Annotated in this window: 19 protein-coding genes and 1 tRNA gene; 10 read left to right on the forward strand and 10 right to left on the reverse strand. The window is 60.0% G+C overall.

Annotation, left to right across the window (positions count from 1 at the left end; translation table 11 throughout):
- Window positions 1-313 precede the first annotated feature (313 nt).
- From Q8O29_RS17420 to Q8O29_RS17460, 9 genes are all read right to left on the reverse strand, one after another.
- Window positions 314-1,429 carry a response regulator gene (locus tag Q8O29_RS17420; RefSeq protein WP_305565088.1) on the reverse strand — a complete coding sequence of 372 codons (1,116 nt, stop codon included), beginning with the start codon at window positions 1,427-1,429 and terminating at the stop codon, window positions 314-316.
- Window positions 1,430-1,769: 340 nt separating this feature from the next.
- Window positions 1,770-2,987, reverse strand: coding sequence for a nitrate/nitrite transporter (locus tag Q8O29_RS17425; protein ID WP_305565090.1), 1,218 nt, complete (start codon window positions 2,985-2,987; stop codon window positions 1,770-1,772).
- Between the two features lie 152 nt (window positions 2,988-3,139).
- Window positions 3,140-3,598 carry a chemotaxis protein CheX gene (locus Q8O29_RS17430; RefSeq protein WP_305565092.1) on the reverse strand — a complete coding sequence of 153 codons (459 nt, stop codon included), beginning with the start codon at window positions 3,596-3,598 and terminating at the stop codon, window positions 3,140-3,142.
- A 9-nt stretch (window positions 3,599-3,607) separates the two neighbouring features.
- Window positions 3,608-3,982, reverse strand: a complete 375-nt coding sequence (locus Q8O29_RS17435; RefSeq protein WP_305565094.1) for a response regulator transcription factor — start codon at window positions 3,980-3,982, stop codon at window positions 3,608-3,610.
- 151 nt (window positions 3,983-4,133) lie between these two features.
- On the reverse strand, window positions 4,134-6,266 hold the full coding sequence (locus Q8O29_RS17440; RefSeq protein ID WP_305565096.1) for an ATP-binding protein: 2,133 nt from the start codon (window positions 6,264-6,266) through the stop codon (window positions 4,134-4,136).
- A gap of 111 nt (window positions 6,267-6,377) precedes the next feature.
- Entirely contained in the window at window positions 6,378-7,190 is an 813-nt protein-coding gene (locus Q8O29_RS17445) for an ABC transporter ATP-binding protein (protein WP_305565098.1), read from the reverse strand.
- 158 nt (window positions 7,191-7,348) lie between these two features.
- Window positions 7,349-8,311 carry a nitrate ABC transporter permease gene (gene ntrB, locus Q8O29_RS17450; RefSeq protein WP_305565100.1) on the reverse strand — a complete coding sequence of 321 codons (963 nt, stop codon included), beginning with the start codon at window positions 8,309-8,311 and terminating at the stop codon, window positions 7,349-7,351.
- 25 nt (window positions 8,312-8,336) lie between these two features.
- Window positions 8,337-9,581 (reverse strand): CmpA/NrtA family ABC transporter substrate-binding protein, encoded by a 1,245-nt coding sequence (locus Q8O29_RS17455; protein WP_305565102.1) that lies wholly within the window; start codon window positions 9,579-9,581, stop codon window positions 8,337-8,339.
- A gap of 360 nt (window positions 9,582-9,941) precedes the next feature.
- Window positions 9,942-10,574: an ANTAR domain-containing response regulator gene (locus Q8O29_RS17460; RefSeq protein WP_305565104.1), complete on the reverse strand. Its 633-nt coding sequence runs from the start codon at window positions 10,572-10,574 to the stop codon at window positions 9,942-9,944.
- A 161-nt stretch (window positions 10,575-10,735) separates the two neighbouring features.
- Here Q8O29_RS17460 and tsaD point away from each other — a divergent pair, with 161 nt between their 5' ends.
- Window positions 10,736-11,773, forward strand: coding sequence for a tRNA (adenosine(37)-N6)-threonylcarbamoyltransferase complex transferase subunit TsaD (tsaD, locus tag Q8O29_RS17465; RefSeq protein WP_305565106.1), 1,038 nt, complete (start codon window positions 10,736-10,738; stop codon window positions 11,771-11,773).
- A 23-nt stretch (window positions 11,774-11,796) separates the two neighbouring features.
- Here tsaD and Q8O29_RS17470 read toward each other — a convergent pair whose 3' ends face one another.
- Window positions 11,797-12,198: an Hsp20/alpha crystallin family protein gene (locus tag Q8O29_RS17470; RefSeq protein WP_305565108.1), complete on the reverse strand. Its 402-nt coding sequence runs from the start codon at window positions 12,196-12,198 to the stop codon at window positions 11,797-11,799.
- 116 nt (window positions 12,199-12,314) lie between these two features.
- Between Q8O29_RS17470 and Q8O29_RS17475 the strand changes: the two genes are divergently transcribed.
- The 9 genes from Q8O29_RS17475 to Q8O29_RS17515 all read left to right on the forward strand — a co-directional run bounded on the left by Q8O29_RS17475 (window position 12,315) and on the right by Q8O29_RS17515 (window position 20,600).
- Window positions 12,315-13,601, forward strand: coding sequence for a branched-chain amino acid ABC transporter substrate-binding protein (locus Q8O29_RS17475; protein WP_305565110.1), 1,287 nt, complete (start codon window positions 12,315-12,317; stop codon window positions 13,599-13,601).
- A gap of 139 nt (window positions 13,602-13,740) precedes the next feature.
- Entirely contained in the window at window positions 13,741-14,922 is a 1,182-nt protein-coding gene (locus tag Q8O29_RS17480; RefSeq protein ID WP_305565112.1) for a pyridoxal phosphate-dependent aminotransferase, read from the forward strand.
- A 141-nt stretch (window positions 14,923-15,063) separates the two neighbouring features.
- A complete protein-coding gene (gene rpsO / locus Q8O29_RS17485) occupies window positions 15,064-15,330 on the forward strand; it encodes a 30S ribosomal protein S15 (RefSeq protein WP_188709046.1) in 267 nt (88 codons plus the stop codon).
- A 211-nt stretch (window positions 15,331-15,541) separates the two neighbouring features.
- On the forward strand, window positions 15,542-17,659 hold the full coding sequence (gene pnp, locus Q8O29_RS17490) for a polyribonucleotide nucleotidyltransferase (protein ID WP_305565115.1): 2,118 nt from the start codon (window positions 15,542-15,544) through the stop codon (window positions 17,657-17,659).
- Window positions 17,660-17,731: 72 nt separating this feature from the next.
- Window positions 17,732-18,718 (forward strand): NAD(P)H-quinone oxidoreductase, encoded by a 987-nt coding sequence (locus tag Q8O29_RS17495; RefSeq protein ID WP_305565117.1) that lies wholly within the window; start codon window positions 17,732-17,734, stop codon window positions 18,716-18,718.
- A gap of 19 nt (window positions 18,719-18,737) precedes the next feature.
- Entirely contained in the window at window positions 18,738-19,496 is a 759-nt protein-coding gene (tpiA, locus tag Q8O29_RS17500; RefSeq protein WP_305565118.1) for a triose-phosphate isomerase, read from the forward strand.
- A 33-nt stretch (window positions 19,497-19,529) separates the two neighbouring features.
- Entirely contained in the window at window positions 19,530-19,946 is a 417-nt protein-coding gene (secG, locus tag Q8O29_RS17505) for a preprotein translocase subunit SecG (protein WP_305565120.1), read from the forward strand.
- A gap of 114 nt (window positions 19,947-20,060) precedes the next feature.
- A tRNA-Leu gene (locus Q8O29_RS17510) sits at window positions 20,061-20,145 on the forward strand.
- Window positions 20,146-20,240: 95 nt separating this feature from the next.
- Entirely contained in the window at window positions 20,241-20,600 is a 360-nt protein-coding gene (locus tag Q8O29_RS17515; protein WP_305565122.1) for an NADH-quinone oxidoreductase subunit A, read from the forward strand.
- Window positions 20,601-20,623: the final 23 nt, after the last annotated feature.

Genomic DNA, 20,623 nt, shown 5'->3' on the forward strand with positions numbered 1-20,623 from the left:
ATCCATCGTTGTGGCTTGCGAGATCGCTATTTGCGCAATTTCGATCGTCTCATCATCCCCGGTAACTGGACGTGCCATGACTTTCTCCATCAAGTATGATGGAGGATATTATTGCACTAATGTTGTGGAAATGGAATCAGGCAGGCCGTGGACAGCCAGCGCACCGTCATCTATGACCGACAAAATCCCCAAGTTGCTGGTTGACGCGATAGGCGCAATCGAATCGGCGCGGGAGTTTGTCGCGGGCTGTACGCTGGATGCTCAGAGCGAACGGACGCCATTGAGGTGTGCTGCATGATGAAAGTCTCAGTGCCTACAGCGACAGCCCCAGCAACTCTGCAGCGTCCATCGCGCTGCTGCGCCCGGGCAGGGAAAAGCGCTTGCGGCGGCCGGTCTGGACCGAGCCCGCCACCTCGCGCAGCAGGCTGGCGCTGGCGGCAATTTTCCAGCCCGCCTGGTGCGCCTGTTTTTGCAGCAGCAAGCTGGCGCTGACGGTGTCGCCGACCGGCAGGATCTGGGACTTGCCGCGCAGCGGGTCTTCCAGCCTTGCCAGCGTCACCGCGCCGCTGTTCAAGCCGACGCAGACCTCGAAACGCGGCAGCGTGCGCCCGGGGAAATGACTCGCCAGAAAACCCTGTACGCGCTGCGCCGCATCGATCAAACCCAGGGCGGCACGGGTCGCCCGCAGGCTGCTGTTGACGGTTTCCGTGTCGGTGCTGTCCACAAACACGGCCAACAGGCCTTCGCCGACGAATTGCATGTGGTAGGCGCCAAAGAGATAAACCGTGTCGCCGGCATTGTTGTAGAACTGCCGCACCACATTGCTCAGCTCGGTGCTGCTGAGTTTTTCACTGAAAGCGGAAAAATTGACCACGTCAACAAACAGCACGGCAGCATTGGCAAATCTGGCGTCTTCTGCCGCTGATTCCGCTGTGGGCCATTTGTCGCCCAGTTCGGACAGAAGTTTTTCCTCGTACAGGCGGCTCAGCTGATTTTTCTGGGTGTTCAGGGCCGCAGCAATCGCTGTGCCGGTGGCCTTGGCTTGTGCCGACTGGCGCATCAGTTGTTTGTTGAGCTGGGCGGCGGCGGCTTCGCGCAATTCGTCAAAAACGATAGGTTTGGTCAGGTAGTCGTCGGCGCCGCTGGTCATGCCGCTGCGCACATGTTCGCGCTCCTGCAGCGAGGTCAGCAGGATGACAGGGGTGGCCTGGATGGCCGGGTCTGCGCGCAGCGCATGCAGCATGGCAAAGCCGTCCATCTCTGGCATGTTGACATCACTGACCACCAGGTCGGGCCGGTAGTCCCGCACCATGGCCAGCCCCGCAGCGCCGTTGTTGGCCTCCATCACCTCGTAGCCTTCAAAGCGCAAGGCTGCGGCAATCAGTTCCAGAATCGTCTCGTCATCATCGATTGCCACAATCAGGGCCATTGCTTTTTTCCAGTAAAGATAAATCGGCAGGTTTGGAGCTTACCAGCGCCTGCGCCTGATCCTGGAGACCCTGTCGAGGCGCGACCTGCGGGGGTTGGCATCCAGTTGCTATTAAATGGATAGCTGCTTGCGCCCGCCGGATATGGGCAAAAGGCTTAAAACGTGCAAAATTCTCCTCGCAACGGCGTGTCACGCGCGACTCTGGTATTGGCGGCGCCGATCACGCACTGCGTGCGCGGCCCCCCTTTTAGCTTCGGCCCGCTGCGCTTAACTTTTCTGCGAAAAGTTAGCCTGCACTGAAAAGGTGGGCAAAAGTGCGATGCACTTTTCTTCGCTTCACTCAGTGAGCGCTACGCGCTCGCCCCCCCTTTTCAGCCCAGGTGCGGGTCCAGCGTATTTGCATGACCCTGAGCATTACCAGCATGCCCAGCGAAAGCGCTGCAAAAAAGAAGAAGCCCCACATGTAAGTTCCCGCGTACTGTTTCGACAAGCCCATCGCATTGGGCACCAGAGCGCCGCCCAGCGCGCCAATCTCGCCAATCATGGACCCGGCTACCGCTGTGGCCAGAGGCCAGCGCAACGGCACCAGCTGGAACAGCGCGCCGTTGCCTGCGCCCAGGGCCGAAAAACACAGCATGAACAGCAGTGTGGTGATTACCAGCGAGTTGCCGGCCAGACCGCATAAAACCAAAGTCAACGTGATCGTGAGCAGCACCACGCTCAGGGTGTTCACGCCGCCCCAGCGGTCGGAGATCCAGCCGCCAAATATGCGCAGTGCCGCGCCCATGAAGGCGGCCAGCATCGAAAGCTGCCCGGCCTGCACCTTGCTTACGCCGAACTGGTCGTAGTAATAAGATGGCAAAAAGGTTGCCAGCCCGATGAAGCCGCCGAAAGTTACCGCGTAGATCAGGCTGAAGGCCCAGCCGTCTTTTTCGAACAGGCAAGCCACATGAACGCGCAGGGTGGCGTGGCGGTCCACATCGTCCGGTTCCCTGGCAAAAAGGACCATCGCGGCCATGGGTAGCAGCATGGCCACGGCAGCAATGCCGTACACAGACTGCCAGCCAAAGCGCTGGGCCAGGGCCGGCGCGACCAGCACCGAGATGGCCGTGCCCACATTTCCGGCACCAACCAGGCCCATGGCCAGGCCTTTGTGGCGTGCTGGAAACGAGCCGGAACCCAGGCTGAGCGCTACGCCAAAACTGGCCCCGGCAATGCCCAGCAACACGCCCATGGCCAGCAGGCTGCTGTAGGAGTCAACCACAAAATAGCCAAACAGCAGGGCCACGATGATCAGGGCCATCTCAACCAGCGTGGCGTTTTTTCGGCCTATGTACTGGGCCAGCAGGCCCAGCGGAAAACGCATCAAGGCCCCGGCCAAGATGGGGATGGACAGCATCACGCCTTTTTCAGTCGGCGAGAGCTGGTAGGTTTCGGAAATGAAAGGCGCCATGGCCCCGTTCATCACCCAGATGCCGCACGAAAATGTGAAGAAGAAAAATGCCGCACCCAGTGTGGGCGCATGGCCAGCCTTGAGAAAATTCCAGAATCCCGTCATGGTGCAAGCTCTTTCTGTGAAAAGTGTATTCACAGAAACAGTGCGAGAAACGTGCCACCTTGGGGCGCAAAAAACGCACCCCGGCGGCGCAATTCAGACGGGCCTCCGGCTTCTTTTGGTGCACCGCACAAATTGTGGGCATTTCCGAGCTGTCAGTGCTTGCGCTCCATGTCCACACACACCATGGCGGCGTAGTGGCTCCAGCGCAGGGTGATCACATAAGGGCGGGTGCGTACTCTGGCCTTGATGCCCTGAGCGCCCTGTAGCTTGATGGGAACCGAAATCTGCAACTCCGGCCCCAGCGCCTTGCGCGCGTTGCCTGCCAGCGTGTTGGCAATTTCACCGACGGCGTCGAGCAGGTTGCTGTCACCCAGATCGGTTTCATGCTGCAGCAGCAGAATTTCGCGCACCAGCTTGCCCGGCATGGAAACGACGACATGGCCGTTGTGGCTGCCGGCAAAGGTGACGATGCCGTTGAATTCAAATCCCTCGATGTCGCCGGTGCCCAGAAAGGCAGACGTGATCACGGGTTCCTGCCGTGTGGTGACTAACAGGTAATTTCTGATGGAGTCGACAAACAGCTTGAGATCGGTTTCGGTGAGTGTGGCCACAGCGGGCTCCTAATGATGAACTTCTGCAACGTCGAGCAGCGCCATCTGCAGCTCTTCGTCGGTGAAGGGTTTGGCCACAAAGCCGCGTGCGCCCAGTTTGAGTGCCTGGATGGCGGTTGATTTGTCGCTCAGGGCGCTGACCACGAGGATGTTGATTTTCGGGTCGATTTTGAGCAGCTCCGTGATGCATTCAATCCCGTCCATCTCGGGCATGGTCAGGTCCATGGTCACGACATCGGGCCGGGTCGCCCGGGCCAGGCGCAATGCTTCGCGGCCGTTCCTGGCCAGGCCCGCCAGCACGATGCCCTTGAGGCCACCGCTTTGCACCACGCGCGAGATGCGGGTGCGGATCATGTTGGAGTCGTCAACAATCATCAGACGCATAAGATCCTCCCGGTTTGCATGTTTTTGAAGACGAGCGTGGGGGCACCGTCTTCACCAGCCAGGGCCGCGGAGACGGCTTTGCCGGGCCGCAGGCGCAGCGGCCCCCTCGGGGGGCAGCGCAGTACACGAAGTGACAAGCGTGGGGGCCATATCAAGCAAAGCAGATCTTGAACTCGGTGTGTTGCCCCGGAGTACTGGCCAGCAACAGTCGCGCGCCCAGCTTCTGCACGTTGGCCTGCACCAGATCCAGACCGACGCCGCGCCCTGCATGCGACGTTGCAGCAGCAGCGGTGGAAAAACCGGGCTTGAAAATGTGGGCAACGATTTGCTTGTCGCTGAAGCTTTGCAACTGCTCGGTGGTGTACCAGCCGAGGCTCAGCAGGCGGCGGCGAACATGGGCCGCATTCAGCCCGGCACCGTCATCACGAACACTGAGCTGCCATTGGCCGCTTTCGTCTCGGGTAAGGTTCACCGCCACCTGTCCCTCGGGTGTTTTGCCGGCGGCCAGCCGCGCTGGCGCCGCTTCCACGCCGTGTACCACCGCGTTGCGTACCAGCTGGATGGCGATTTCCCGCACCATGTCCATTTTTTCGCTGGGCATATCCATGGCGCTGTTCATGCGCACGGTGGCGTTGATGCGTTTGCCGCAGTCGATGCCAACATCGGTGGCCAACTGCGTCAAGCTGGCGTTCAGCGCCTGCGGCGCAAGCTCGGTCAGTGCCGGATCGCCTGCTCTTTTCAGGCTCATCGCCTTGAACGCGGCCACTTTGGACAGCAGGTCTTCCAGCGGCAAGGGCAGGGCCAGCAAAGCGTCGCCGGTAGCAGCACCGCTGTCCTTGAGTTTTTGCAGCTCGTTTTCGAACTGGTGCGCCAGCGAGGCAAGGATTTCCAGGCCCAGCGAAGCCGCATCGCCCTTGATGGCGTGTATGCGGCGGTAGGCGCCGTCTATGGCTTTAAGCACCTGGGCTTCCGAGGCGGCCGAGGACGTGCTGCGCAGCAGGTCGTTGACTTCCAGCAGCGAGGCTTCGGCACGTTCGACAAAGCCGCGCATCATGGCCGGGTCGGTCTCAAAAGCCTTGAGCATCATCGACAGTTCTTTTTGCGAGCGCTGGCGTTCTCCGGTCAGCCGCGCCTGTAGCTCTACTTTCTGGCTGATGTCCTGCACGGTGACCAGCAGGTGGCGCACGGCGCTGCCCTCGTGCACGCGGTTGAAGTGGAAGGACAGGTAGCGCTGGGTGTCCTGGCCCAGCCGGTTCTTGACCGTAAGTTCCACCTCGGCGAGTGGGTTGATGCCCTGCACCAGTTGCTCTTTGACGTGGGGTGAAAACAGCAACTCGACATAGTTGCGCGCATCGGTCAGGGCTTTTTGGGACACCAACGTGGCCAGCACCTCAAAAAAGTTTTGACCGGGAACCAGTGTTTTGCCAAACAGTGCGTGGGCCGAGCGTGATAGCTGCGTGCCCAGCCGGTGTTCTGGTGTGAGCAGGAACAGACCTTCGCGCACACTGGTGAGAATCTCGCGGTTCTCTTCGGTGGCGGCTTCGATGGCGGCATCCGAGGTGTTCAGGCGGCGCAGAAACTTGAACAAAATAAACGCGAAATTGAGCAGTGCCAGGACGATGCCGACGGTCTGCACCCGGCGCAGCGCGGTGGCTCGGTCCGACGCCACGGCCTCCAGCGTGGTGGTCAGCTCATTCATCAGCGCCAGCAGTTTCAGGTTGTTGGCTCTGGCGTAGTCCACCGCGTCCTGCAGCTGCGCATCAGAGGCGGTGTCGGTCAATACCGGCTGTAGCTTCTGCTGGTAGGGCGTCCAGATGTCCTGTGCTTTTTTCAGGATGTCCAGCGCCTTGTCGCCTTCGGCTGCCTTCAGGAAGACCGGTTTGCCGTCGCCACCGGGTACGGTGGCACCGCCCTGGAAACCCTTGAGCGATGCGTCGAACAGCCGGACAGCACCTTTCAGCTCGTCGAGGTCCTGGCCAACCGGCAGGCCTTTGCTGCGTGCCGCATCCACTGCCAGCAAGGACTTGGCGGTGCGTTGCGACAACATGCGCTGGCGGCCAGACAGGTTGACGCCCAGCGCATCTTCTGCAATCTGGAACGAGGTGTAGAAGTTCAGGACCAGAACCCCGAGGTCGAACAGCAGGAACAAGGCCACCGCAATGATGATGACGCGGTATTTGCCAAAAGAAGTGAAACTGATTTTGCGGGCTGCGCCGCTGCGCCGCGCAGCGGTTCTGGATGGTGCGACCACCAGGGTGTCGGTAGCGGGTATTGCAGCGTACATGGCAGTCCTCCGGTTGTTTTTTTTTGGACAGGCGTGCGGGCTCCCGCCAGCGCTGCGTGTCACCTTATCTGGCACTCACCGGGCTGTAGCCGGCACACGGTTAACGACGGTTCAGGCGCTCAACTTTTCCACATGGCCCTGCCGGGTATAGAGGAAATCGATCACGGCTTTGCGGTAACCGAGGTAACGGATGTCTTCGGCCAGCGCAACCCGCGAGCGTGGCCTTAGCAGATCGACCTGCAACACCTCGCCGATGGTGGCCGATGGTCCATTGGTCATCATCACAATCCGGTCCGACAGCAGCACCGCCTCGTCCACGTCGTGTGTCACCATGACCACGGTGCTCTGCGTGGTGGCCACGATCTGCAGCAGCTCGTCCTGCAGCTTGGCCCGGGTCAATGCGTCGAGGGCACCGAAAGGTTCATCGAGCAGCAGCACTTTGGGCTCCATACACAGCGCCCGGGCGATGCCTACCCGCTGCTTCATGCCGCCTGAAATTTCGCCCGGGCGTTTCTGCGCCGCCGGGCTCAAGCCGACCATGGCCAGCGCGGCATCGGTGCGGGCTTTGAGCTGGGCTTTGTTTTCTGTCGCACTGAATACCCGCTCAACCGCGAGGTAAACGTTTTCAAAGCAGGTGAGCCAGGGCAGCAGCGAGTGGTTCTGAAACTCCACCGCGCGCTCCGGGCCGGGGCCGGAGATTTCGCGGTTGGCGCAAAGCAGGCTGCCCTCGGTGGGGGTGGTCAGCCCGGCAATCAGGTTGAGCAAGGTGGACTTGCCGCAACCCGAGTGGCCGATCAGCGCCACAAACTCACCTTTGGCTACGGTGAGGTTGATATTTTTCAATGCGCAGAACGGGCCTTTTTTGGTTTTGAAGGTTTGTTCAACGTTCTGGATTTCGATGTACTTGGTGGTGAAGGAGGTCATGGTGAGCACCTTGGGTTACTGAGGGGGGGGGATTCGGATTGCCTTCACCGCAGAGGCGCAGAGAACGCAGAGAGCCGCCGAGGAAAAGCGTAAAAAATGTCTTGTTCTTCCTCTGACTTGTTTCCTCTGCGTTCTCGGCGCCTCTGCGGTGAATGACTTCAATTCTTTACTTCCTCAAAAGTGAACGCGGTAGCCAGTTTGATCAGCGCAAACTCCAGCACCAGGCCTACGATGCCGATGACAAAAATCGCGATGATGATGTTTTTGACGTTCAGGTTGTTCCACTCGTCCCAGACCCAGAAGCCAATGCCGACTCCACCGGTCAGCATTTCAGCCGCCACAATCACCAGCCAGGCGGTGCCTACGGCCAGGCGCACACCGGTCAGCATGTAGGGCAGCACGGCGGGAAACAGGATTTTGGTGACGATCTTCCATTCGCTCAGGTTCAGCACCCGCGCCACGTTCATGTAGTCCTGCGGTACGCGCTGCACGCCGACGGCAGTGTTGATGATCATGGGCCAGATGGAGCAGATAAAAATCGTCCATATCGCCGCCGGATTGGCACCCTTGAACACCAGCAGCCCAATGGGTAGCCAGGCCAGTGGTGATACCGGCCTGAGCAGGCTGATCAGCGGGTTGAACATGCTGCTCAGAAATTTAAAGCGGCCAATCATGAAGCCAACCGGAATGCCTACGACTGCGGCCAGGCCGAAACCCATCGCCACCCGCTGGAGCGATGACAACACGTTCCAGCCTATGCCCTGGTCGTTTGGCCCCTTGCTGTAGAAGGGGTCGCTGAAAAGACTCACCGCCTGGGCAAAAGTATCCGCCGGCGATGGAATGCTGCCTTTGGTGGTGATGGATATCGCCATCCACAGCAATACCAGCAGGCCAAAGCCCAAAACGGGCGGCATGATGCCCAGCCATAAAAATGACATATCGCGGGGCGGCTTGTAAGCGGCCACCTTGGCCAATTGCTCCCTCTCCCCAGCAGGGGAGAGGGTTGGGGTGAGGGGGCTCCCAGCGGCTGCGCCAGCGCTTGCACCAGAACCCTCACCCCTGCCCTCTCCCGCTTGCGGGCGAGGGAGTAATGCGCTTTCATGAAAAACAGCAGCAACCATGGCGCTCTCCTTGGGCTGTGTTAAATCAAGTTTTGATTTTGAAGCTGTCGGCGTACCTGGCTGGGTCTTTGCCGTCCCAGACCACGCCGTCCATCAGCTTGCTGGAGCGCATGGCGTCCTTGGGTATGCCGATCTTGGCCGCTGTGGCGGCTTGCTTGTAAATGTCGATTTGGCTGATCTGTTTGGCAACAGCCAGGTAGTCCGGGTGGTCCTTGATCAGGCCCCAGCGCTTGTGCTGCGTGAGGAACCACATGCCGTCAGACAGGTAGGGGAAGTTCACGAAACCATCGCTTGAGAACTTCATGAAGTTCGGGTCATCCCAGGTTTTGCCCAGGCCGTTTTGGTAGCGGCCCAGAATGCGCTGGTTGATGGCATCGACGCTGGTGTTGACATAGCTCTTGTCGGCAATCGTTTCTGCCATTTTGGTTTTGTTGCTCAGGCTGGCATCTATCCACTTGCCGGCTTCAAGAATCGCAGCCGTCACGGCGCGGCAGGTGTTGGGCATCTTTTTGGCGAAGTCGCCCGTGGTGGCGAGCACCTTTTCAGGGTGGTCTTTCCAGATGTCCTGCGTGGTTTGCGCCGTGATGCCAATGCCGTCAATGATGGCGCGGTGATTCCAGGGCTCGCCCACGCAGAAGCCGTCCATGTTGCCGACGCGCATGTTGGCAACCATTTGGGGTGGCGGCACGGTGATGACTTTGGCATCTTTCATGGGGTTGATGCCGTTGGCCGCCAGCCAGTAGTAAAGCCACATGGCGTGCGTGCCGGTGGGGAAGGTTTGCGCAAAGGTGTATTCACGTTTGTCCGTGGCCATGAGCTTGGCAAGCGATGGGCCATCCACCGCGCCTTTATCAGCAAGTTTTTTGCTCAGCGTGATGGCCTGGCCGTTGTGGTTGAGCGTCATCAGCACGGCCATGTCTTTTTTCGTACCACCCGCGCCCAGATGAACGCCGTAGGCTTGGCCCAGCAGCATGTGGGTCATGTCGTTTTCACCGGTTGTTACCTTGTCGCGGATGCTGGCCCAGCTGGCTTCCTTGCTCGGAACAATGGTGACGCCGTATTTTTTGTCAATGCCCAGAACCGATGCCATGACAATGCTGGCGCAGTCGGTCAGTGGAATGAAGCCGATCTTGACCTCTTTCTTCTCGGGTGCGTCCGAGCCTTGCGCATAGACAACGGCACGCAGCGCCGGGCTGATTCCGGTGGCGCCTACGGCTGCGACCTGCAAAACAGTCCGTCTTGTCAGCGAAGATTTCAGCAGTTCGGTCATGGTCGGGGCTCCAGAAGTGAAAAATAAAAGCAAAAAACAAAAAACAAAAAAGGCGCTCGACCCGGACAAACACAAATGATGTGAATGCAGGGTGCGAACGCCTTTGTTCATGAAGGCATGCCGCTTCGCCGTTGAAGTGGAATACCTGGTGCTTTATCTCAGAGCAAAACCTGTGCCAATTCCGTTTTCACTCGGTCTGGCCAGCAGTTAATGATTAAATAGGCCTGTAGCCCTTTATTGGCGGGCGCAAGCAGCTATTAAAATAATAGCAAGTGAAGGTGCGGATGCAGCGGGCAGAAGGGTTTTTCTGGTCTGCACTGTATTTGTGCATTGCACCATTTCGGCGTGATGCAAGTCGTCTCAGCCCAGCAAGTCGGCAGCGTCCAGCATGCGCTGCGCTACCTCGCCCAGGCGCAAGCCCTTGTTCATCGCGGCCTTGCGCAGCTTGTCATAGGCCGCTTTTTCGGTGAGGTCTTGCCTTTGCATCAGCAGGCCTTTGGCGCGGTCGATGATTTTGCGGTCTTGCAGCTCGGTTCTCACGTCGGCCAGCTCGCGCCGCAGGCCCTGCTCATGCTCAAACCGCGCCATGGCCACCTCGAGGATGGGGCGTATGCGTTCGGGCGACAAGCCGGCCACGATGTAAGCAGACACACCGGCTGCGACCGCATCTTTCACATGGCTGGTGTCGTTGTCGTTGGTGAACAGCACAATCGGGCGCCGCGCGTCGCGTGTGGCCATGACCACATGCTCCAGCGAATCGCGCGCCTCGCTTTCAGCGTCCACGATGATCATGTCTGGTTGCAACTGCGCCAGGCGCTCATACAGAAAGGTGTCTGCGGGCAGCACAGCGACGATGTTGTAGCCGTTTTCCAGCAGGCTAATGCGCAACTGCCGGGAGCGTTCGGCCTGGGCTCTGGCGTCGCTGTCCGTGGCGATGCCTTCCAGCAGATCCGGAGCAATGATGACCAGGCGCAGGGACTGGGAAGGGGTCATACCAGATTAGCAGCAAGATTTAAGCCAATGCGTGCCCCCACGGTCGCTCACTGCGTGTAGCTTCCTTCCCCCCGAGGGGGCCGCTGCGCCTGCGGCCCGGCAAAGCCGGTTCCGCGGCCCCTACTGGTGTGGAAGAGTCCCCCAAACCTTACACTTGAACGATGTTAGTTCTCGGATTTGAGTCTAGTTGTGACGAAACCGGTGTTGCGCTGGTGGATGCCTCTGGCGCAGGTGTGCCGCGCTTGCTCTCACACGCTTTGCACAGCCAGATTGCGATGCATCAGGCCTATGGCGGTGTGGTGCCGGAGCTGGCCAGCCGCGACCATATCCGGCGCGTGTTGCCATTGACTGAACAGGTACTCGCCGATGCCGGGCGAAGCTTGAAGGATGTTGATGTAGTGGCCTACACGCGCGGGCCTGGCTTGGCCGGCGCGCTGCTGGTGGGCGCCGGTGTGGCGTGTTCGCTGGCTGCGGCGCTTGGCAAGCCGGTGATGGGTGTGCACCATCTGGAAGGGCATCTGCTGTCGCCTTTTCTCAGCCAGGATCCGCCCGAATTTGCGTTTGTAGCTCTGCTGGTCTCGGGCGGTCATACCCAGTTGATGCAGGTGGACCGTGTTGGCTGCTACGCGGTGCTGGGTGAGACGATTGACGATGCCGCCGGTGAGGCTTTTGACAAGTCGGCCAAGTTGCTCGGCCTGCCTTACCCCGGTGGGCCGCATCTGGCCAAGCTGGCGCAGGGTGGTGACGCCCAGGCCTTCAAGTTGCCCCGACCCCTGCTGCACAGCGGCGATCTGGATTTTTCATTTTCTGGCCTGAAAACGGCGGTGCTGACCCAGGCCAGAAAGCTCGGAGAACCCATGGGCGAGCAAGCACGGGCCGATCTGGCGGCCTCCACTCAGGCGGCGATTGTTGAAGTGCTGGTTAAAAAATCACTGAAGGCGCTGGAGCAGACCGGCCTGAAGCGTCTGGTGGTGGCCGGCGGGGTGGGTGCCAATACCTTGCTGCGTGAGCAGCTCAACCTGGCCTGCGGCAAGAGAGGTATCCGCGTGTACTACCCCGAACTGCATTTGTGCACCGACAACGGCGCGATGATTGCGCTGGCCGCCGGCATGCGCTTGCAGGCCGGACTGGAAAGCGTGCAGCGCGGCTACACCTTTGACGTGAAGCCGCGCTGGGGTCTGGCGGAAATAAGCGCCTGATGCCCTGTTGCCCCGCTGGGGGCTCAGGCGATTGTTAGTGTTGCCACGTTGCTGACCGGGACTTTTTTGCCCAGGGTCAGCGTCAAAACCCCGTTTTCCAGCTTGGCTGTGCTGGCGGTCACATCGATTTCCAGCGGAAAGCGCCAGGCGGCCTTGACCGTGCGGGCAGCGTCGGCCTTGCTGGTGACGCGCACCACATCGGCTTCGATGCCGATATCGAGCTGTTCTTTGGTCAGACCCGGAACATCAAGTTGCAGCGAGTAGGCCTTGTCGCCATCTTCAACGCTGGCCGATGGCGTGGAACGGGCGCCGGACAACGAGCCCAGCGTGTCATCCAGAAATTTTTCCAGGGCAAGGTTGCTCACCACTTGAGAGGCGGGACGCTGATGGCTGCGGACAGGACGGTTGGCAAGTGAATAAAACATGTGAACTCCTTGGGTTGGCGGAGAAAAAATCCCCCTTACACTTCGCGGCTCTCAACCGTGATCGCCGCATGCACAGCAGGTAGGCGCGTCGCAAGTTATTTCAAGGAAATTTTTGAATGTATTTTTTTGCTCCACAGCTCTTGAAACGGACGGCACTGACCCTAATCGCCGGCGTGTTCTCACTGGGCGTGGCGGCGCAGCAAACACCCGCTGCTCAGGCCCCTGTGCGCGTGGCACTGATCGAAAGCCTGTCCGGCCCTTTTGCCAATACCGGCGAGGCGGTGTTTCGCAACCTGGTGTGGGCGGCTGAGCGTGTCAATGCGCGCGGCGGTATCAAGCTGTCCGGCGGCAACCGGCCGCTGGTGTTTGAGCGTTACGACAGCAAGGGTCAAAATGAAGAGGCCCTGTCGGCGCTGCGGTCGGCGATTGACGACGGCATCACCCTGGTGGCCCAGGGCAACTCCTCAGCCATCGCTGCAGTGCTGATTGATGCGATCAACAAACACAATGAACGCGAACCGGCCAAACGGGTGCTGTTCATGAATTATTCGGCGGTTGACCCGGTGTTGACGAATGAAAAATGCAGCTACTGGCACTTTCGCTTCGACGCCCATGCCGACATGCGCATGGCGGCCTTGATGGATGTGCTCAAGGACGACAAGGCGCTCAGAAGCGTCTACCTGATCGGGCAGGACTACAGTTTTGGTCAAGCGGTGGTGCGGGAAGCGCGCAAACAGTTGGGCTTGCAGCGTCCGGACATTCAAGTCGTCGGTGATGAGCTGCACCCCATGGGCCGCGTCAAGGACTTTCTGCCCTATGTGGCCAAGATCAAGGCCAGCGGTGCGCAGGCGGTGCTCACGGGCAACTGGGGCAACGATCTGACTCTGCTGGTCAAGGCCGCCAGGGAAGTGGGCTTTGAAGGCAAGTTCTACACCTTCTACGGCAATGCGCTGGGTGTGCCTACGGTGCTGGGTGAAGCTGGCGTGGGCAAAGTTATCGCTGTGGCCGACTGGTTTCCCAACGCACCAAGCGCTCAGTCCGAAGCCTTCTACCAGTCCTTCCTCCAACGCTTTCCCAAGCCGCAGGACGACTACGTTCACATGCGCATGCAGTTGATGGTGGAAGCACTGGCCCAGAGCATCGAAAAAGCCGCCAGCCTGGAATCTGCGGCGGTCGCTGCCCAGCTTGAAAAGGCGAGCGTGCTGTTTGCCGGCCACAAGGGCGTGATGCGCGCGGCCGACCACCAGTTCCAGCAGCCTCTGTTGGTGGCCGTCATGGATAAACAAGGTGCACCCGGCGTCAAGTTCGATGTGGAAGGTTCGGGCTACGGCTTTCGCGTGATCAAGACCATTGATGCAGCGCGGTCCGAACAGGCGCACAGCTGCAAAATGATTCGGCCATGAAAACATAAGTATTTCAACAAAGAGATCAGGAGGTCAAGGAGGAAGAAAAGGCAGAGAAAACATCTAAAACTTTCCCTCGTGTATTCCTCCTTTACCTCCTGATCTCCTTGTTCAAAATCTTTGCATTTAAAAGTATCCAATGCGTCAAACCGTTTTAAACCTCCAAGAATCGATGATCCGCCAGGTGGCCAATGCCGGTCTGGGGCGCGGCGATGTATTGAAATTCTGGTTTGGCGAAAGTGACGAGGCGACGCCTTCGTTTATTCGTGAAGCTGCCATCGCGTCGCTACAGCAGGGTGAGACCTTTTATGCCCACAACCTGGGGCTGGCTGAACTGCGCGAAGCCATCGCCGCTTATTGCAGCAACTTACGCTGTGAGGGGGCGGCGCCCGTGGGGGCCGACCGGATTGCCGTCACCTCGGGTGGTGTCAATGCGCTGATGCTCGCCGTCCAGGCGGTGGTCGATGCCGGCGATGAGGTGGTGGCAGTCACACCGGTCTGGCCCAACCTGACCGCGCAGCCGGTCATCATGGGCGCGCGGGTGCGCTGCGTGAGCCTCCAACCGGTCGCGGGCCGCTGGCAACTTGACATGGACGAGTTGCTGGCGGCCGTGACGACACGGACCCAACTGCTGATCGTCAACTCACCGAACAACCCGACCGGCTGGACCCTGAGCCGCGCCGAGCAACAGGTGCTGCTGGCGCATTGCCGCAAGACGGGGACCTGGATTCTGGCTGACGAAGTCTACGAGCGCCTGTATTACGAAAGCAGCCCCAATGGATGCGCCCCGAGTTTCCTGGATATCGCGGCGCCCGATGACCGGCTGATGGTTGCCCATAGTTTCTCGAAGAGTTTTCTGATGACAGGTTGGCGCCTGGGCTGGCTGGTGCTGCCGGCGTCGGCCACCACCCACATGGGCAAGCTGATCGAGTTCAACACCTCCTGCGCGCCGGTTTTCATCCAGCGTGCGGGCGTGGTGGCCCTGCAGCGGACGGACGAGGTCACGCCGCAGGTCGTGGCGCACCTGAAAAGCTGCCGGGACACGCTGGTGCCGCTGCTCCAGGCTGTGCCGGGGGTCGAGCTGTCCCCGGCGCCGGGCGGCATGTATGTTTTTTTTCGGCTGGCCGGGCAGGGCGATGCGTTCGAGACGGCCAAACGGCTGGTCATTGAGGCCGGGCTGGGGCTGGCGCCGGGCGATGCCTTCAGTGTCGACCGCTCGCCTGTGATGCAGGGCTGGCTGCGCTGGTGTTTTGCCAGCCAGGACCGGGCGCGGCTGGGTGAAGGCGTCAACCGGCTGAGGGGCTGGCTGGCTCGGCGCTGATAAAGCTGGCTGGGCTATAATCCAAAGCTCTGCACAAAAAGCGGGCGTCTCGCATGAGGCACACGCTGCAGAACACGACGGCTCCGGTCAACTCCCACTTCGGGAACACTGGGCCGCTCGCAAGTTACACAAGGAAAATCCATGATTGCAAAATCCGTGAAGGCTGAGATCGTTCAGTCCAACGCACGCGCTGCCAATGACACCGGCAGCCCGGAAGTTCAGGTCGGCCTGCTGACCGGCCGCATCAATGAACTGATGCCCCATTTCAAAACCCACGCCAAGGATCACCACGGTCGCCGCGGCCTCCTGCGCATGGTGAGCCGCCGCCGCAAGCTGCTGGATTACCTGAAGTCCAAGGACGCCGCCCGTTATGTGGCGTTGATTGCCAAGCTTGGCCTGCGTAAATAATCGGTAAAACGACTGCAAAGCGCCTGAGTTGGTTCTTCTGACTCAGGCGCTTTTTACTTCGGAGCAAGGCAAAACGATCACGCGCTGTGTCATTCCACAAGAAAAGACCTGAAATCGCAGGCATTTTGTGGAATGGCATCGTGTTCTGCCTGCCACCACTCCGGGCCTTCTGCACTGCCTCAAGTGCTTGAAACTAGTGGAGATAGAACCCATGAGCATTTTCAATAAAGTTACCAAATCCTTTCAGTGGGGCCAGCACAAGGTCACGATGGAAACCGGCGAGATCGCACGCCAGTCCGGCGGCGCTGTTTTGGTGGATATGGACGGCACCGTGGTGCTGGCGACCGTGGTTGCCAAGACCGATGCCAAGCCGGGCCAGGACTTCTTTCCCCTGACGGTCGATTACCTCGAAAAAACCTACGCCGCCGGCCGCATCCCCGGCAGCTTCTTCAAGCGCGAAGGCCGGCCCAGCGAGTTTGAAACACTGACCTCGCGCCTGATCGACCGCCCGATCCGCCCGCTGTTTCCTGAAGGCTTCTTCAACGAAGTGCAGGTCGTGATTCATGTGTTGTCGCTCAACCCTGAAGTCGAAGGCGACATCCCCGCGCTGATCGCTTCCAGCGCAGCCCTGTCGATTTCCGGCATCCCGTTCAACGGCCCGATTGGCGCTGCGCGCGTGGCCTACATCGATGGTCAGTACGTGCTGAACCCCGGCAAGACCCAGCTCAAAGACTCCACCATGGACCTGGTGGTGGCCGGTACCGAAGCCGCCGTGCTGATGGTCGAGTCCGAGGCCAAGCAGTTGTCCGAAGAAATCATGCTCGGTGCGATCGTGTTTGGCCATGCGCAGGGCAACATCGCCATCAACGCGATTCACGAACTGGTTCGTGACGCCGGCAAGCCGGTCTGGGACTGGAAGGCACCTCCTAAAGATGACGTGCTGATCGCCAAGGTGGTTGCGTTGGCCGAAGAAAAACTGGTCCTTGCCTACCAGCTCCGCAACAAGCAGGCCCGTACCCACGCCACGCGTGAAGTGACCACCTGGACCAGGAAAGGCCTCAAGGCGGAGGGTGTCGAATTTGACGCCGTGGCTGTTGACAGCATGTTGTTCGACATCGAAGCGAAAATCGTGCGCAGCCAGATACTGGCCGGCGATCCGCGCATTGACGGCCGCGACACGCGCACCGTGCGCGCGATTGAAATCCGCAACAGCGTGCTGCCGCGCACCCATGGCTCAGCCCTGTTCACGCGTGGCGAAACCCAGGCGCTGGTCGTGACCACGCTGGGCACCGAGCGTGACGCGCAGCGTATCGATGCCCTGTCGGGCGACTACGAAGACCGCTTCATGCTGCACTACAACATGCCTCCGTTCGCCACCGGCGAAACCGGCCGTGTTGGTAGCCCGAAACGCCGCGAAATCGGTCACGGCCGTCTGGCCAAGCGCGCACTGATTGCGGTGCTGCCCACCAAAGAAGAGTTTCCGTACACCATGCGTGTGGTCAGCGAGATCACCGAGTCCAACGGCTCCTCGTCGATGGCATCGGTCTGCGGCGGCTGCCTGTCGCTGATGGACGCCGGCGTGCCGATGAAAGCCCACGTGGCGGGTATCGCCATGGGCCTGATCAAGGAAGACAACCGTTTTGCGGTGCTGACCGACATCCTGGGTGACGAAGATCATCTGGGCGACATGGACTTCAAGGTGGCCGGCACGACTGCCGGCATCACCGCGCTGCAAATGGACATCAAGATCCAGGGCATCACGAAAGAGATCATGCAGGTCGCATTGGCCCAGGCCAAGGAAGCCCGCATGCACATTCTGGGCAAGATGCAGGAAGCCATGGGCGAGGCCAAGGCCGAGGTCTCTGACTTCGCACCGCGCCTGTATGTGATGAAAATCAACCCTGAGAAAATCCGTGACGTGATCGGCAAGGGCGGCGCCGTCATCCGCGCGCTGACCGAAGAAACCGGCACGCAGATCAACATCGAGGAAGACGGCACGATCACGATCGCGTCGAACGACAGCGCTAAGGCCGACGAAGCCAAGCGCCGCATCGCCGAGATCACTGCCGAAGTTGAAATTGGCAAGGTGTACGAAGGCGCGATCACCAAGATCCTGGACTTCGGTGCGCTGGTCAATCTGCTGCCTGGCAAAGATGGCCTGCTGCACATCAGCCAGATCGCGCACGAGCGTGTCGAGCGCGTCACCGACTACCTGAGCGAAGGGCAAATCGTCAAAGTCAAGGTTCTTGAGACCGACGAAAAAGGCCGGGTCAAGCTGTCCATGAAGGCGTTGCTGGACCGTCCCGCGCAAGGTCAGGATCAAGGTTAATTTGCTATTGATTTTGTAGCTGAAAACCCATATCTGACATGGGCTGCAGCCACAAAATACTTAAAAATCTCCATGAAAGCAGTTGAAATCACTTCTTATGGTGCGCCGCACGTGCTGCGTCTGGGCGAGCGGCCCGATGCCGTGGCGGGCGCGGGCGAGTTGCTGATCCGTGTCGCGGCCTCCGGTGTGAATCGGCCGGACGTGCTGCAGCGCACCGGCAACTACCCGGTTCCACCGGGCGCCTCTGACATTCCCGGCCTTGAAGTGGCGGGGGCTATTGTGAGTGGCGACGCGCAAGCCATGGCGCAAGCTGGCCTGAAAGTGGGCGACCGCGTTTGCGCGCTCGTGGCCGGCGGCGGTTATGCCGAGCTGTGTGTTGCGCCGGTCGGCCAGTGCCTGGCGGTGCCTGAGGGCTTCAGCGACATCGAGGCCGCTTCCCTGCCGGAAACCTTTTTCACAGTCTGGAGCAATGTGTTTGACCGCGCCCGCCTGCAAAAGGGCGAGACGCTGCTGATCCAGGGCGGCTCCAGCGGCATCGGCGTCACAGCCATTCAGATCGCCAAGGCCATGGGCGCTACCGTGATCGTGACGGCTGGCAGCGACGATAAATGTGCCGCCTGCCTGAAGCTCGGGGCCGACCACGCCATCAATTACAAGACAGCTGATTTTGCCGAAGAGGTCAAGACATTGACCGCCGGCAAGGGCGTGAATGTGATTCTGGACATGGTCGCCGGCAGCTATGTGGCGCGCGAGATCGGCTGCCTGGCCGAGGACGGCCGCCTGGTGGTCATCGCGGTGCAGGGCGGCACCAAGGCTGAATTTAATGCCGGCCTGGTGCTGCGCAAGCGCCTGACCATCACCGGCTCCACCCTGCGTCCGCGTTCTGTCGAATTCAAGACGGCGATTGCTCAGGCGCTCAATGACAAAGTCTGGCCGCTGCTGGCCACAGGCAGCATCAAGCCGGTGATCCACGGCACCTTTGCTGCGGCCGATGCGGCTCAGGCGCATGCGCTGATGGAGTCCAATCAGCACATCGGCAAAATCGTGTTGACTTGGTAAAGCATAAAGCACGCAAACCATGAAAAAACTGATTGCAGGAAACTGGAAGATGAATGGCAGCCTGGCTGCCAACGAGGCTTTGCTGCGCGACATCGCTGCCGGTTTACTCGCGCAGCCCGCGTGTGCGGTCGCGGTCTGCGTGCCTGCACCTTACCTGGCGCAGGTCCATGCCTTGATCGCGGCCACGCCGGCCCTGTCAGCAATTGATCTGGGTGCGCAGGACGTGTCCAGGCAGGCATCCGGTGCGTTCACTGGTGAAGTCAGCGCGTCCATGCTCAAGGAGTTCGGCTGCCGTTATGTGATTGTGGGCCACTCCGAGCGCCGTCAGTACCACGCTGAGACCGATGCGCTGGTGGCCGATAAGGCCAAAGCCGCGCTGGCCGCCGGCATCACACCGATTGTGTGTGTCGGTGAAACGCTGGCCGAACGCGAAGCCGGGCAAACAGAGCAGGTGGTCAAGCGCCAGCTCGCGGCCGTGATCCATACCAATGGCCACTGCATCAGCGAGATTGCCCTTGCTTACGAGCCGGTTTGGGCCATTGGCACTGGCAAGACCGCAACGCCAGAAGAAGCGCAGGCCGTACATGCCGTGCTGCGCAGACAGCTCAAAGCGGCAAGCGATCAGGCGGCGCGTGTGAAGATTTTGTACGGCGGGAGCATGAATGCTGCCAACGCCGCTTCGCTGCTGGCCCAGGCCGACATCGATGGCGGCCTGATTGGCGGCGCCTCGCTCAAGGCCTCGGATTTTTTGAAAATTATTGCTGCAGCCCCCGTCTGACGGGAAGAGTGCGGTATTAAATTAGGAGTTGATATGAATGTTTTGCTGACGGTTGTTCTGGTGGCCCAAATGCTTTCCGCGCTGGTCATGATTGGCTTGATCCTGGTCCAGCACGGCAAGGGCGCCGACATGGGCGCCGCGTTCGGCAGCGGCGGCTCCGGCAGCCTCTTTGGTGCCAGCGGCAGCGCCAACTTCCTGTCGCGTACAACTGCAGTACTGGCTGCGGTGTTCTTTGTCTGCACCCTGGCGCTGGCCTATTTTGGCAATGCCCGTCCGCAGACCGGCTCCAGCGTGCTCGAAGGCTCCACGCTGACAGCCCCCGCACCCGCAACACCGGCTTCGGGCGCCGCCCAGATTCCAGGCACTGCAGTGCCCGTGCCCGCGCCAGCCAAGACTTCTGTGCCACCTGCGCCGGGTGTTCCTGACTCAGGTCAAATTCCGACGAAATAGAGTGGTGAACACGCCGCCTCCCACAGGGAGCGACGCAATTTCAGGGTAAACTCTAAGACTGTCCGGAAAGCGAAAACCGCAAGGTTCCTCATGCCATCCGGGCACTTTAAAACCGCGGACGTGGTGAAATTGGTAGACACGCTATCTTGAGGGGGTAGTGGCGAAAGCTGTGCGAGTTCGAGTCTCGCCGTCCGCACCACTTACAGGCAATGATCACGACTGCGGGGGCCAGGCTGATCAGCTTGAACAGCACACTGACACAAGGCAAAGCAGCTTCCAGAAGTTGAATTGACGATGAACCTCGACCAATACCTTCCCGTCCTGTTGTTTGTTCTGGTCGGCGTGGCTGTCGGCGTGGTGCCCCAGGTGCTGGGTCGGCTGCTCGGTCCGAACAAGCCCGACAGCGAAAAAAATTCCCCTTATGAGTGCGGCTTCGAAGCCTTCGAAGATGCCCGCATGAAATTCGATGTGCGCTACTACCTGGTCGCCATCCTCTTCATTATTTTTGACCTTGAAATTGCGTTCCTGTTTCCGTGGGCGGTAGCGCTCAAGGAAATCGGCGCGGTGGGCTTCTGGTCGATGATGGTTTTTCTGGGCATTCTGGTCGTGGGGTTTGTTTACGAGTGGAAAAAAGGCGCCCTGGACTGGGAATAAGAATAAGAATCCGAGGGTCTGTC

Source organism: Polaromonas sp. (genome assembly GCF_030689685.1).
GTDB lineage: Bacteria > Pseudomonadota > Gammaproteobacteria > Burkholderiales > Burkholderiaceae_C > Polaromonas.

Bases quoted from the DNA above. Each gene is read 5' to 3' on its own strand.
- Q8O29_RS17420 (WP_305565088.1), bottom strand. From the start codon at position 1,429: ATGGCCCTGATTGTGGCAATCGATGATGACGAGACGATTCTGGAACTG.
- Q8O29_RS17425 (WP_305565090.1), bottom strand. From the start codon at position 2,987: ATGACGGGATTCTGGAATTTTCTCAAGGCTGGCCATGCGCCCACACTG.
- Q8O29_RS17435 (WP_305565094.1), bottom strand. From the start codon at position 3,982: ATGCGTCTGATGATTGTTGACGACTCCAACATGATCCGCACCCGCATC.
- Q8O29_RS17440 (WP_305565096.1), bottom strand. From the start codon at position 6,266: ATGTACGCTGCAATACCCGCTACCGACACCCTGGTGGTCGCACCATCC.
- Q8O29_RS17445 (WP_305565098.1), bottom strand. From the start codon at position 7,190: ATGACCTCCTTCACCACCAAGTACATCGAAATCCAGAACGTTGAACAA.
- ntrB (WP_305565100.1), bottom strand. From the start codon at position 8,311: ATGGTTGCTGCTGTTTTTCATGAAAGCGCATTACTCCCTCGCCCGCAA.
- Q8O29_RS17455 (WP_305565102.1), bottom strand. From the start codon at position 9,581: ATGACCGAACTGCTGAAATCTTCGCTGACAAGACGGACTGTTTTGCAG.
- Q8O29_RS17460 (WP_305565104.1), bottom strand. From the start codon at position 10,574: ATGACCCCTTCCCAGTCCCTGCGCCTGGTCATCATTGCTCCGGATCTG.
- tsaD (WP_305565106.1), top strand. From the start codon at position 10,736: ATGTTAGTTCTCGGATTTGAGTCTAGTTGTGACGAAACCGGTGTTGCG.
- Q8O29_RS17470 (WP_305565108.1), bottom strand. From the start codon at position 12,198: ATGTTTTATTCACTTGCCAACCGTCCTGTCCGCAGCCATCAGCGTCCC.
- Q8O29_RS17475 (WP_305565110.1), top strand. From the start codon at position 12,315: ATGTATTTTTTTGCTCCACAGCTCTTGAAACGGACGGCACTGACCCTA.
- Q8O29_RS17480 (WP_305565112.1), top strand. From the start codon at position 13,741: ATGCGTCAAACCGTTTTAAACCTCCAAGAATCGATGATCCGCCAGGTG.
- rpsO (WP_188709046.1), top strand. From the start codon at position 15,064: ATGATTGCAAAATCCGTGAAGGCTGAGATCGTTCAGTCCAACGCACGC.
- pnp (WP_305565115.1), top strand. From the start codon at position 15,542: ATGAGCATTTTCAATAAAGTTACCAAATCCTTTCAGTGGGGCCAGCAC.
- Q8O29_RS17495 (WP_305565117.1), top strand. From the start codon at position 17,732: ATGAAAGCAGTTGAAATCACTTCTTATGGTGCGCCGCACGTGCTGCGT.
- tpiA (WP_305565118.1), top strand. From the start codon at position 18,738: ATGAAAAAACTGATTGCAGGAAACTGGAAGATGAATGGCAGCCTGGCT.
- secG (WP_305565120.1), top strand. From the start codon at position 19,530: ATGAATGTTTTGCTGACGGTTGTTCTGGTGGCCCAAATGCTTTCCGCG.
- Q8O29_RS17515 (WP_305565122.1), top strand. From the start codon at position 20,241: ATGAACCTCGACCAATACCTTCCCGTCCTGTTGTTTGTTCTGGTCGGC.